Annotated in this window: 13 protein-coding genes; 12 read left to right on the top strand and 1 reads right to left on the bottom strand. The window is 55.4% G+C overall.

What is annotated here, in order from left to right:
* Positions 1-81 precede the first annotated feature (81 nt).
* From WBG04_RS03590 to WBG04_RS03565, 6 genes are all read left to right on the top strand, one after another.
* Positions 82-378, top strand: a complete 297-nt coding sequence (locus tag WBG04_RS03590; RefSeq protein WP_424312993.1) for a hypothetical protein — start codon at positions 82-84, stop codon at positions 376-378.
* Positions 379-461: 83 nt separating this feature from the next.
* Positions 462-2,480 carry a multicopper oxidase domain-containing protein gene (locus WBG04_RS03585; protein ID WP_424312992.1) on the top strand — a complete coding sequence of 673 codons (2,019 nt, stop codon included), beginning with the start codon at positions 462-464 and terminating at the stop codon, positions 2,478-2,480.
* Between the two features lie 23 nt (positions 2,481-2,503).
* The gene (locus tag WBG04_RS03580) at positions 2,504-2,758 is read left to right on the top strand and encodes a hypothetical protein (protein ID WP_424312991.1); all 255 of its coding nucleotides are present in this window, start codon (positions 2,504-2,506) and stop codon (positions 2,756-2,758) included.
* Between the two features lie 26 nt (positions 2,759-2,784).
* Positions 2,785-2,937 (top strand): hypothetical protein, encoded by a 153-nt coding sequence (locus tag WBG04_RS03575; RefSeq protein WP_424312990.1) that lies wholly within the window; start codon positions 2,785-2,787, stop codon positions 2,935-2,937.
* A 424-nt stretch (positions 2,938-3,361) separates the two neighbouring features.
* On the top strand, positions 3,362-3,658 hold the full coding sequence (locus WBG04_RS03570; protein WP_424312989.1) for a hypothetical protein: 297 nt from the start codon (positions 3,362-3,364) through the stop codon (positions 3,656-3,658).
* Between the two features lie 187 nt (positions 3,659-3,845).
* Positions 3,846-4,931 (top strand): hypothetical protein, encoded by a 1,086-nt coding sequence (locus WBG04_RS03565; protein WP_424312988.1) that lies wholly within the window; start codon positions 3,846-3,848, stop codon positions 4,929-4,931.
* A gap of 112 nt (positions 4,932-5,043) precedes the next feature.
* Here WBG04_RS03565 and WBG04_RS03560 read toward each other — a convergent pair whose 3' ends face one another.
* Positions 5,044-5,169: a hypothetical protein gene (locus WBG04_RS03560; protein WP_424312986.1), complete on the bottom strand. Its 126-nt coding sequence runs from the start codon at positions 5,167-5,169 to the stop codon at positions 5,044-5,046.
* Here WBG04_RS03560 and WBG04_RS03555 point away from each other — a divergent pair.
* The 6 genes from WBG04_RS03555 (at position 5,162) to WBG04_RS03530 (ending at position 12,093) form a co-directional block, all read left to right on the top strand.
* Positions 5,162-5,305, top strand: a complete 144-nt coding sequence (locus WBG04_RS03555) for a hypothetical protein (protein ID WP_424312985.1) — start codon at positions 5,162-5,164, stop codon at positions 5,303-5,305. The genes WBG04_RS03560 and WBG04_RS03555 overlap by 8 nt on opposite strands.
* Positions 5,306-5,535: 230 nt before the next feature.
* Positions 5,536-6,762, top strand: coding sequence for a TolC family protein (locus WBG04_RS03550; RefSeq protein WP_424312984.1), 1,227 nt, complete (start codon positions 5,536-5,538; stop codon positions 6,760-6,762).
* A gap of 12 nt (positions 6,763-6,774) precedes the next feature.
* Entirely contained in the window at positions 6,775-7,911 is a 1,137-nt protein-coding gene (locus tag WBG04_RS03545; protein WP_424312983.1) for an efflux RND transporter periplasmic adaptor subunit, read from the top strand.
* Positions 7,912-7,914: 3 nt separating this feature from the next.
* Positions 7,915-11,070, top strand: a complete 3,156-nt coding sequence (locus WBG04_RS03540; RefSeq protein WP_424312982.1) for an efflux RND transporter permease subunit — start codon at positions 7,915-7,917, stop codon at positions 11,068-11,070.
* A gap of 63 nt (positions 11,071-11,133) precedes the next feature.
* Positions 11,134-11,679 (top strand): hypothetical protein, encoded by a 546-nt coding sequence (locus WBG04_RS03535; RefSeq protein ID WP_424312981.1) that lies wholly within the window; start codon positions 11,134-11,136, stop codon positions 11,677-11,679.
* A gap of 90 nt (positions 11,680-11,769) precedes the next feature.
* The gene (locus WBG04_RS03530) at positions 11,770-12,093 is read left to right on the top strand and encodes a P-II family nitrogen regulator (protein WP_424312980.1); all 324 of its coding nucleotides are present in this window, start codon (positions 11,770-11,772) and stop codon (positions 12,091-12,093) included.
* The last annotated feature ends 8 nt before the right edge of the window (positions 12,094-12,101 follow it).

Below are 12,101 nucleotides of genomic sequence, written 5' to 3'. Positions count from 1 at the left end.
TCAAGGGGCGAGGGCTTTCCCGGACTTCTACATGGCGGCCAAGGCTCACTGCCTTTGCGTAAAGCCATAGAAGATCAAATCATGAAGAACCAATTCACCGCCGCTCTTGCGGCCGCCATCATCCTTGCTGCTCCCTCCGCCATCGCCGGCCAGGGGAATCAGCTATTCGGAAGCCCTCAGATCGAGGCGAAGAAGGAAGCCGCCAAGCCCTATCCTCTCACGACCTGCATCGTATCAGACGATAAGCTCGGGGAAATGGGCAAGCCTGTTGTGTTTGTCCACAAAGGGCAGGAAATCAAACTTTGCTGCAAGGAGTGCCGTGGAGACTTCGACAAGGACCCCGCGAAATATCTGAAGAAGCTGGCTAAAGCAAAGTAAGCGAACCTCTTCACTTTGGACGCCCCGGTTTTCCCGGGGCGTCTCTTCAACAAACTTTCTTGTCCTCTTATCCGCCTCCCCGATTGAAAAAGCTATTTGTCGCCTGTTTTGCGTTCCTAATAATTCTTACTCAGGCTCATGCCAAGGTCGTCGAGTATGACCTCGTGATCGCCGAGCAGGAGATTTCCCCGGCAGGGAAACCGGTTCCGGCGCTGACGGTCAATGGTGGAATACCTGGCCCGACGCTGCGTTTCACCGAGGGTGATACCGCCGTCATTCGCGTCCACAACAAGCTGAAGACCGAATCGACTTCGACTCACTGGCATGGCCTACTGCTCCCCAATCCGATGGATGGGGTACCCTACCTCACGACACCGCCGATCGAACCGGGAACGACTTTCACCTTCCGCTTCCCCCTGAAGCAGTCCGGCACCTACTGGTATCACAGCCACACCGGCTTGCAGGAACAGCGTGGGGTTTACGGTTCGATCGTCGTTCTGCCGAAAGCCGGCGAGTCTGTCAGATCTGATCGTGATCATGTCCTGGTCTTGTCCGATTGGACCAACCGCAACCCAAAAACCATCATGCGCTCGCTGATGGCCGGTTACGATTACGACGCCATCAAGAAGGGTAACAAGCAGTCACTTGATGGTGCCGCGAAAGTTGGTGCCTTAGGGGATTATTTTGAACGGGAAAAGACCCGCATTCCTCCGATGGATCTGTCGGATGTCTATTACGATGCATTCTTCATCAACGGGAAGACTACTTCGCGACTCGTCGGGAAACCGGGTGAGAAGGTGAGGTTGCGACTCATCAACGCGGGAGCGTCCACCTACTTTTATGTTCACACCTCGGCCGGTCCGATGAAGATTGTGGCCGCTGATGGGCCTCCGGTGGAACCCGTGAAGGTTGAGAACCTGCTGATGGGAATCGCCGAAACCTACGACATTATCGTGACGGTGCCGGAGGGTGGTTCATACGAAATTCGGGCCACCGCACAGGATGGTTCGGGGCATGCGTCGGTTTGGTTGGGCGAGGGAACCGAGCATCCGGCACCGGAGATTCCGAAGGCCAACCTTTACAAGATGGACTACATGCTGGCTGGAGCCTTCGAGGCTCTTGGCGATGCTCCGGACAGCGACCGTCCTTTGCCACCTTATCGAAAGCTGCGCGCCTTGAGTTCCACCACGCTTCCGAAAGGAGCACCCTTACGGACGAAGGAGTTACGGCTTACCGGAGACATGGAACGCTACATTTGGTCCTTCAATGGCAAGACTCTTTCCGAAGACTCGACGATCCGAATCAAGAAGGGTGAGAACGTCCGCTTCGAGTTGGTGAACGATACGATGATGCATCATCCGATCCACCTGCACGGCCACTTCTTCCGATTGGTGAACGGCCAGGGTGATCGGTCGCCATTGAAACACACCGTCGATGTTCCCCCGATGGGAAAGAGGACCATTGAGTTCGAGGCGAACGACGAGGGGGACTGGTTCTTCCACTGTCATTTGCTCTACCACATGGAGGCCGGGATGGCGCGGGTGGTCAGCTACGAGACCAGTGATCCAAATCATGAACCGAGCATCGATCCCGCTCTGAATGATCCCTACTACTGGATGGCTTCGGGCATCGTGCAAAACAACATGTCGATGGGCATGGCCAAAATCATGAACGCTCGAAACGATTTCGGAGTATTGTGGGATGTCGGATACGGCGGAATGGAACACTCCGATGAAAACACCTACGAGGTCGATGCCTACTGGGGTCGCTATTTCAACCCGAACTTCTCCACTCTTCTTGGCTATCGGTTCACGAATGAAGACGATGCTGAAGACCGCTTTATTGGAGGTGTCCGTTATCGTCTTTCTGGGTTGTTCTGGAGTTCGCTAACATTGGATAGCGAGGGCGATGCGCGGGTCGAAATGGCCAAAGCCGTCCAACTCACCCAGCGGCTGAGCTTTCTGGGTAACGTAGAGTACGACACCAATACGCAATTCGATTGGTACGCCGGATTTGAATACGTGCTGACCCGGAATTTTGGCCTCACGACCGGTTACGACGGCACCCATGGATTTGGCGGGGGTTTCAGCTTCCGCTTCTAACAAACAACATAAGCAATACCGAAATGAAAAATCTAATCCTCGCGATCGCCTCCGCTGCAATCGTCCTCCTCGCATCCTGTGCGACCACTGCAACCGGCGGCATGGCCTCCGGGACCAAGCCCTACACGAAGGATGTCTGCATCGTCACCGGCAACAAGCTGGGCTCCATGGGGACTCCCGTCTCGATGGTTTATGAGGGCCAGGAAGTGAAGCTGTGCTGCAAACCCTGCGTGGCGAAATTCAAGGCAGATCCACAGCGTTATCTCTCCAATATCTGAACAGAAACCATACCCGAATATAGACCATGAAAAAGATTACCTTCCTTCTGCTCTTCGCAGCCAGTCTCTTCCTTGCCAGTTGCGCATCCGACACCATGAAGCCTGATGACATGAACGGAATGGATCACGGCAACATGGAGAACATGAGTTCTGATGAGCACGCTCGCATGAAAATGTGACCAACGTCGTGGCAAGTTTAATTTAAAAGATCGTGGCAAGGGCGGCGGGATAAGCAGATCAAGAAACGCCCGCTGCCCCGGCCTCCGGCCACGACTCCTACGGCGATGCCGTGGAGGACTTCAATTAGGAGGAACGCCTGCTCTCATACTACCGAGAATCCAGTATCGAGACGGACATGTAGCGCGATTTGAAACCTTACTTTGAAGCCGTGAAATATCTATTGTACTCTGCGATCCCTGCTCTTGGGACGCTCTGGATGGTTGTCTTAGTCGACTGGGGGGCGGCAACTGCTAATTCGCTCAAACTCTTGGGTAGAGAGGAGATGGAATGAGCGGCAGACGGAAACGTAATTGGCCGAGTTCCACTACCTCGAAATCCGGCAAGCGTTCGAGGGGGAAGAGTAAGCCCAAGGAGTCCTTTACGGTGAGAGAAAAACTCCTGCTTGTATCTCCCGTTCTGGGCGGGGTTGTTCTGTTGGTCGTGATGATCATGAGATTCCCGCAAAGCGAGAATGAAGAAGCGATTCGGCAACGTGTGAATGAATGGGAGATTGAATATGCGCTTTCCCAATCTGTTGCGAAAGAGCTTCTCGAAATTGAGAAGGAATTTCATCTGTCTGAAAGCTTCTTTTCATTTGGCCGATCGCCAACGCCCGAAGAAGTCACTGCCCACCAACGGGCCATAAAGTCACGGCTCGGAACTGACGAATCCAGCCACTGACGAAGTGTTTTGGGACACCGTGACCCCATAGCCGCAATCCCTGCACTTTCGGACATTACCCTCGAAAGCATGGACTCTAGCTCTGGTGATTCAGAATCAATGACTTGGTCAACCATGACCACAAAAAGCAATGTTGGCTGAAATCTCCCGACCAGCTGGTTAGTGGGTGTGATACAATGGCCTCGCAATGAAGAACAACAGCTCCGTAATCAAAGTAACCTTGTGTGGTCCGGGAGACGTTTCCCGGGAAATTGAGATCGCCGAACAGGTGATCGCCGAGTGGAACAGGACCAACTGGGAGGCCACGGGTTGTGGCCTAATCAGCCGGCATTGGCGGACGAGTTCTACTCCTGATATGGCTGAGCGGGGACAGCGGGTGATTGACCGACAGTTGATCGATGGTTCGGACTTGGTGGTCGGAGTCTTCTGGTCGCGTCTCGGAACGCCGACGGGTCTCGCCGATTCTGGGACGGTCGAAGAAATTGACCGGGCGACGCATCGCGACATTCGGACAATGGTCTATTTTTCGAAACTGGAGGCCCCGGCGCAGAAGGTGGACTCACAGCAAATGGCTCAGCTCGAAGTATTTCGGCAGAGGGTTTTTGGAATGAGCTTGGCTTCATCGTTTACGAGTCGACGGCAATTCGAGAAGGATTTTCGAATTCATCTCGGCAAAGCCGTGCATGAGATTCTGGCCAAGAGGACCGAGACGGAACGTCCGTCTGAGCAGAAGGCCGCGATCTCCCAATCGGGTAAGAATAACACTCAGATTATCGGGGATCAAAACTCGATTCGGGTGACAGCACCGAAGCGCCCGAAAGTTGTCATTGAACAATCGCCGGGACAGCTCACCGCCTCCGAACAAAAGCGAGTTTCGGACTTGGTGAATGAACTCGCTGACCTCAGTAGTTCGATCACCGGAAGATCTGAAGGTGCCAGCCGTGCGGAAATGCGGAGTAGGTTTAATAATTATTTCGACGTGCCTCGATACAACGCCTTGGAATCCTCAGAAATGTCCAAAGTGGAGGACTGGTATCGTATCGTCAGAGGATCGTTGATCCGCAGCCCCAAGGCAAAAAAGGCGGGTGCATCTGATGCCGCCTGGAAGAAGGCGATCAAAACGAGGATGAAGGCGATGGGAAGGACCAATGAAGACTACTATCCTGAGATCGCCGTCCGACTCAAAATTCCTCGGTTCACTTCGTTGACCAAGTTGTCATCCAAGCGGCTTGAGAAGGTCCACAATCTCGTGCGGCGGGATTCTCTGAAGTAACGCTTTCAGTTGTGGTGGGGTAGGCGGTGTAAGAAGAGATCGGGCAGAATTTTCCTTGCGTTGGCGAAGTGGTGAGTGTCTCTTACCGCCAGTGCGAAGCATTATCATGTATCTATTGCTCCTCGGCGTTTTCGCCGGGCAGGGGATGCGTGCCTTCGCGGATCCCAATCATCGGGAATCCAGCACGGTCTGCGTGGAGACGCAGGAATGCCCTGATTCCGTCGAGGATCATGCGCATGATACTGGGGATTCGTCGCACTCTGAAGGGGACGAGCATGATTCGCAGTGCCCCAGCGAACCTCACCAGCACCACCATCATCACGGACCGTCTTGTGTTGGAAGTTGGGTTGCTGTTGGCGACACAGATGGTTTGAGATTGGCCATGCCAGTGGAAAGCCGCATTGATATTTCCTCGGGGAAGAATGGTCTTCCCGATGGACCGGTATTGTCGTTGGACAAGCCGCCATTGATCTGAGCGACGGATTCCCGTCGCTCCGACGCCTGCTTTTAGGGCGTCGTTATCTTTAAGAATACGGGCCCCTTCGTGCCCGGAAGAATGATCAATGAGAACCCATGTGGGTTCGTGTCCAAGATTCTCAATGAAATGAAATGGTATATTAGTGTATTTATAGTAGGAATTGTAGCCAGTGCTCCGGGGCGTCTGATGGCGGAACCGGGGACAGTGGTCACGCTTTCAAGTGTCGGCGACCGTGTGCGCTCCCAGAATCCAGACCTGGCGGCAGCGCGGCTGAGTATCGAAGAGGCTGTCGGCCGGATGAAACAGTCTGGACGTCTCGAGAATCCAATGCTTGAGACCGGTCTTGAGCACAATACGAGGTTCTCGGAGGGCCTCTTCGAACTCGGAGTCAGCCAGAAGTTTCCAGTAACTAACCGGCTCAAACTGGAAAAGAACCTGGGAGCCACAGAGGTTCAGGCGGCACAGACCGAAATTCGTGAAATCACCAACCAGCTCGTAGGGCAGGCCAATTCGGCGTTGATCCGTGTGCTGGCGGTGAGGCAGCGAAAGGAGCTGTTGACTGAACAGGCAGACTTGGCGAACGAACTCGCGGACTTCATTGCGGAAGTTGCAAAAAAGGGCGAGGCATCACCCTTGGAGGCCGGACAGGCAAAACTCGAGGCTTCCCGCTTCCTAACCCAAAGTCGACAGCTTGGCGTGACGGAGCAGCAGGCGATCGGCGAGTTGAAACCCTTGCTGGGAATGTCGCCGGGAGAGACCTTGCATGTTTCAGGTTCGCTGCCTTCTCTTCGGGTTCCTGAGGGTGCCGATGATGTGGAGCGTCCTGCCCTTGAAGTGGCCAGGCTGGCCGTGATCGCGGCTGAGCAGGAAACCACTATCGAGCGGACAAAAGCCTACGGCGATGTCGAAGCCGGACTCTACGCGGGAGCGGAACGCCGGATCGACGCACCGGATGGCGCGGAGGTGGAAGGGATTGTCGGGGTCCGGTTCAAGATCCCGCTACCATTCTGGGACAAGAACGAAGGCAACATCGAGGCGGCGGAGGCGAAGGCGAAGCGGCGGCGACGGGAGGTCATCGCCCTGAACCGGGGCATCCGTTTGGAAGCTGAGGCAGCCCGGGCTGAAATGCTCGAATGGGCCAAGCTGGCCAAGGAAATCGAGCTGACCCTGTCGCCCCAGGCGGCGGAGCAAACGGACCTTGCCGAACAGGCATGGCGCAACGGACAGGGCGACTTGTTGTCGGTGCTGCGTTCCAGAGAGCAACGGCTCGATCTGGCGGCGACACGGCTTGAAGCCTTGCAGGAATTCCAATTGGCGCGGGTGCGCTATCAAACCGCTTTGGGTAACCCTTAAACAATTTATCACATGAAAACATTTATCAAAATCGTGGCCATCGCAGGCCTAACAACAAGTGGGCTGTCCGCTCAGGACCGCCAGAAGAACACGGTGCTCCTTGATGAGGTCGGCGTGAAAAACCTTCGCCTTGAGACCGTGATGGTCGAGGAACGTGATTTCGACTCCACGGTATTTGCCGTGGGGCGAGTCGAGGAGGTTCCGGGAAACCAGCACTCGGTCTCATCCCGGATTCCCGGAAGAGCAGTGGAAGTGAATGCCTTTATCGGAGAGCGGGTAAAAAAGGGTCAGACGCTCGTTAAAGTAGAGAGTCGGCAGCCAGGTAATCCTCCACCTACTATTGAGTTAAAGGCGGTGCATGACGGCTTGGTGATCGAATCGCACGTCCTCCAGGGTCAGCCTGTCGAGCCGGATACCGAACTCTTCGATATTTCGGACCGGACTGAAATGTGGGTGGTTGCTCAGATTCCCGAACAACTGGCGGCAGGGATTGGTCCTGGGACGAAGGCCCGGATCACTTTTCCTGCCTTGGGCGGGGAGCCGATCGTGGCAGAGCTGTTGCGGTTCGGCGTTAATGCAAACCGGGAGGCCGGTGCCGTGGAAGGAGTATTCCAAGTCTCCAACACGGATGGAAAGCTCCAGCCTGGAATGCGGGCGGAATTTTCGATCATCGTATCGAGCCGTCCGAACGTACTTTCCATTCCTGAAGAATCGCTCCAAGGCGATCCGGCAGCGCGGGTGGTTTATGTGAAAGACTATGATCTTCCTAACGCCTTCGTCCGGGCCCCAGTGGTGGTCGGAAAAAAGGGAGGTGGCTGGGTCGAAGTGAAGGAAGGTCTTTTCCCGGGCGACGAAGTCGTCACACGGGGATCTTACTCGCTGGGTTTTGTCGGCGGTGGCGCGGGACCGTCACTCAAGGACGCCTTGGATGCGGCGCACGGACACAAACACGCGGAAGATGGTTCCGAACTGACGGAAGGAGCGAAGGGTGCTGATGCCGGTCAGGAGGATGAGCATGCTCACGAGGGAGGCGGCGGCGCACCGAAGTGGCTGATCTACTACTCGGTTGGAATCTCAATCGTCGTTCTACTTCTCGCTCAGATGCTTTGGAACTCGAAACGCCAATCAAAAGTAAATCCAACCGCTTGAGGTATGCTGAATAAACTTATTCGATTTTCCCTAGCGCAGCGCGGCCTCATTCTGATGGTTGCGGTGGTGCTCATGGTTTTCGGCGTCAAGAAGACCCTGGAGCTTCCGGTAGAGGTCCTTCCGGATCTCACCAAGCCGACGGTCACTCTTCTTACCGAAGCTCAAGGCTATGCACCCGAGGAGGTGGAGACGCTGATCACCATCCCGTTGGAAAACGCCCTGATGGGCGTCACTGGCGTCGATCGGGTTCGCTCGACGAACGACATCGGGCTTTCCCTCATCTTCGTCGAATTCGATTGGGGGACGGACATCTACAAGGCCCGCCAGTTCGTACAAGAGAGTCTCAGTGGCGCGGCAGAAACACTGCCGGTGGGAGTCACTCCCTACATGACACCGGTCGCATCCCTGATGGGTGACATTATGCTGGTCGGTTTACGTGATCCCACTGGAAAAACTCCGGCTCGGGATTTACGCGTATTGGCAGACTGGACGATTGCCAGGCGGCTTCAGTCAATTCCAGGCATCGCCGAAGTGCTGTCCATGGGTGGCGGCGTAAAGCAAGTGCAAGTGCAGCCGGATCCCGAAAGGATGCTGCTCCATCAGGTCACTTTTGAGGAGTTGAAGAAAGCGGCAGCCGAGTCGGTGAAAAATACCACAGGTGGTTTCCTGACCGAGAGGGCGGAAGAAATCATGGTGCGGAATCTGGCCATGACAACGGATTTGGACGCCATTGCCGAAACGGTGGTGGCTTACCGGAACGACCGTGCCATCCACATTCGCGACGTGGCGGAAGTGGTGTGGGACATCGAGCCGATGCGCGGCGATGCCGCGATGGGCATCTCTGGTCGCGAACCTGACAAGGACGGAAATCTATCTAACCGAGGAGTGATCTTCAGTGTCCGGAAGTCGCCCGGTTTCGACAGCATGACGCTGACCGAGGAAGTCGAGGAGGCACTGGAGGAGATGAACCGTTCATTGCCTGAAGGTGCCGAACTGATCCCACTCTATCGACAGGGAGATTTCATCGAACTCTCCATTGATAATCTCAAGGAGGCGCTCCGTGACGGAGCAATCATGGTGGCAATCATCTTGTTTCTATTCCTGCTCAATGTCCGTATCACCTTGATCACTCTGACCGCGATTCCGCTGTCACTTGGCATCACCATCCTGGTCTTCGATCTGTTGGGCTTGAGCGTGAATTCAATGACGCTCGGCGGGCTGGCAGTTGCTGTCGGCATGGTCGTGGACGATGCGATTGTCGATGTGGAGAACGTGTTCCGGCGACTGCGAGAGAATGCGGAACTGGAGAAGCCGTTGCCGAGACTGGAAGTCATCGCGAGAGCTTCCAGTGAGGTCCGTTCGTCAATTCTCTACGCGACGATTCTGATTATCCTCGTGTTCCTTCCTCTCATGGCTCTGAGCGGTGTCGAGGGCAAGCTGTTCACTCCGATTGCGATTGCGACGATTGTCAGCATGGCGGCTTCCTTCCTCGTCTCACTGACGGTGATTCCTGTCCTGAGTTCGCTCTTGCTCAATCCCAAGCCGGGCAAGGAGCACGGAGACGTATTCTTTGTGCGCTGGTTGAAGAAGGGGTTTCGTCTTACCTGGATGCGCTTCGCTCTTGCACAACCCCTGTTGGTGATTGCGATCACGGTGATTCTGATGTGGTTCAGTTGGGCCGCATATTCAGACATGGGGCGGAACTTCCTACCTGCTTTTCGCGAGCCGACCGCGCTGATTGCGACGACCTCCGCACCGGGGACTTCCTTGAAAACCACGACCGAATTAGCAGACGTGGCTCAGGAGCAATTGCTCAAAGTTCCGGGTATCAAGACCGTTGGCTATCGCGCCGGGCGCGCCGAACGGGGTGACCATGTGGTCCCCGTTTCGACCGTGGAATTCGATGTCGAATTCGACGAGGCAGCCGGACGCGAACGAAAGGAAATTCTCGAGGACATTCGTGAAACAATGAAAGGAATCCCGGGAACGTTCAGTGCTCTCAGTGGTCCTTTGGCGGACCGAGTGGGTCACATGCTTAGTGGTGTTTCTGCCAAGGTCGCCGTGAAGATCTACGGACCCGATCTGGACGAACTGCGGCGAATCGGCGACGAGATCACTGACTTGGCTCGAAAGATTCCTGGCCTGGAAGAGGCACGGTCCGAACAACAGGCGCCGGTGCCGCAACTGCGGATCGAGCCGGACCGCGAAAGGGCCGCAGCCTATGCCGTCACGCCCGGTGCGCTGAACGAAGAAATGTCAGGATTGATGGGAGGAGACACTGTGGCCGAAATCTACGAAGGTGTGAAGGTTTACGAGCTGGTGGTGCGCCTACCCCCCGAATGGCGGGAGAATCCGGAACGTTTGGAAAGCCTGTATGTGGACACCATGAGCGATCAGCTCATTCCGTTGGGATCAGTGGCCAACATCCGCAATGCGACCGGACCGAACAACATCCAGCGCGAAAACTCGCGGCGCCGCTTCGTGGTTTCGATCAATCCGACGGTTCCCGATCTCGTCTCGGCGGTGGATGATCTCAAGGCTTCGATTGAGGAGAACATCAAGTTGCCGGAGGGTTATTCGATTTCCTACGAAGGAGAATACAAGGCCCAGAAGGAGGCGGCTCGAACCATTGCGATCATGTCGGCGGCCATCATGCTGGTGGTGGTGTTCCTGCTCTATTCCTACTTCAAGAGCTTTAGCTTCGTCGCTCTGGTTCTGACGATCATTCCGGTCTCGCTGATCGGGGCGGTCCTCTACACCCAGCAGACATTGAACAACGTGAGCATTGCCACTCTGGTGGGCTTCATCGCTGTTGGCGGGATCGCGGCACGGAATAACATCATGCTCATTTCCCATTACCTGCATCTGATGAAACATGAAGGAGAAGGCTTTACCGCTGCCATGGTCATCCGGGGAACGGAAGAACGTCTCGTTCCGATTCTGATGACCGCGATGGCTGCTGGTATCGCACTGATCCCACTGGTGATCGCGTCCGACGAACCCGGGAAGGAAATTCTCAACCCGGTGGCAATCGTGATTGTCGGAGGACTCATCAGTTCGACCTTTCTAGGTCTGGCTGTGACCCCCGCGCTCTTCTACCGGTTCTGCCGCAAGGCGGCGCTCAGGTCCTTGGAAACCGACGCGTCAGCCTCGATTTGATAGAGGCAAAATAACCATAACATTCCCACCAACTGAAACCAAAATAGACATATGAAAACAACAATGAAACAAAGCATCAAAGCACTCGCGGCTTCCGCCGTGGCAATCGCAATCGCAGGAAGCGGAAACCTGATGGCCGAAGAAAAGGGTCATGAGGGACACGATCACGCCGAACACGCTGACAACGGCCACGACGATCATGAAGAAGCCAAGGCTGGACCGAATGGTGGCAAGGTCATTCATGAAGTCGAACCCCATCTGGAGTTCTTCGTGACCAAGGATCGCAAGGTTCAAATCACCGCTCTGGACAAGGATGGTAAGGCAACACCGCTCGGTGAGCAATCCGTCAAAGTCACGGGTGGAGATCGTTCCAAGCCGACTCGTATGACCTTTACCAAACAAGGTGACGTGCTCATTTCCGACATCGCGTTCCCGGAGGGCAACGACTTCCCGGTTGTGGTTCAAATCAAGGCAACTCCCGATGCCAAGACGGTGATCGAGAAGTTCAATCTGAACCTCAGCGATTGCCCGACCTGCAAGCATCAGGAATACGCCTGCACTTGCGATCACGGCGGTGAGGAAGAGGGTCACGAAGGCCACGATCACTGAAGGTTTCAGGTGGATTCCCCAAGCCCTCGAAGGCGAGGGGAATCCACCAGATGCTGCGGAGGCCGACACTAGAATCAACCCTGCTCGATCATGAAGGAAATCAAAGCAATCATCCGCGACTACCTCGTCGATGAAGTTGTGGATGCCCTGGAGCAACTCCAACATCCGCCCGCCATCACCTTGAGTGATGTTCGCGGGATGGGACATACGGAACGCTCCGAATCCTCGGAGCGCTTCATCCGTCGCGCGCGGTTGGAGATCGTCGTCCCGGCAGACCAGGCCGATGAGATCGTGCGTGTGATCGTCGGTAAGGCACATACAGGGAGAAACGGTGACGGAATTGTCTTCGTCTCCGATGTGGAGCGCGCGGTCCGTGTAAGAACCGGAACCGAAGGAGATGCCGCATTGAAATAGCGAGATCC

Origin of the sequence: Haloferula sp. (genome assembly GCF_049672945.1) — a bacterium.
Classification (GTDB): Bacteria; Verrucomicrobiota; Verrucomicrobiia; order Verrucomicrobiales; family Akkermansiaceae; genus Haloferula.
This window is presented reverse-complemented; position numbering and strand designations above follow the sequence as displayed.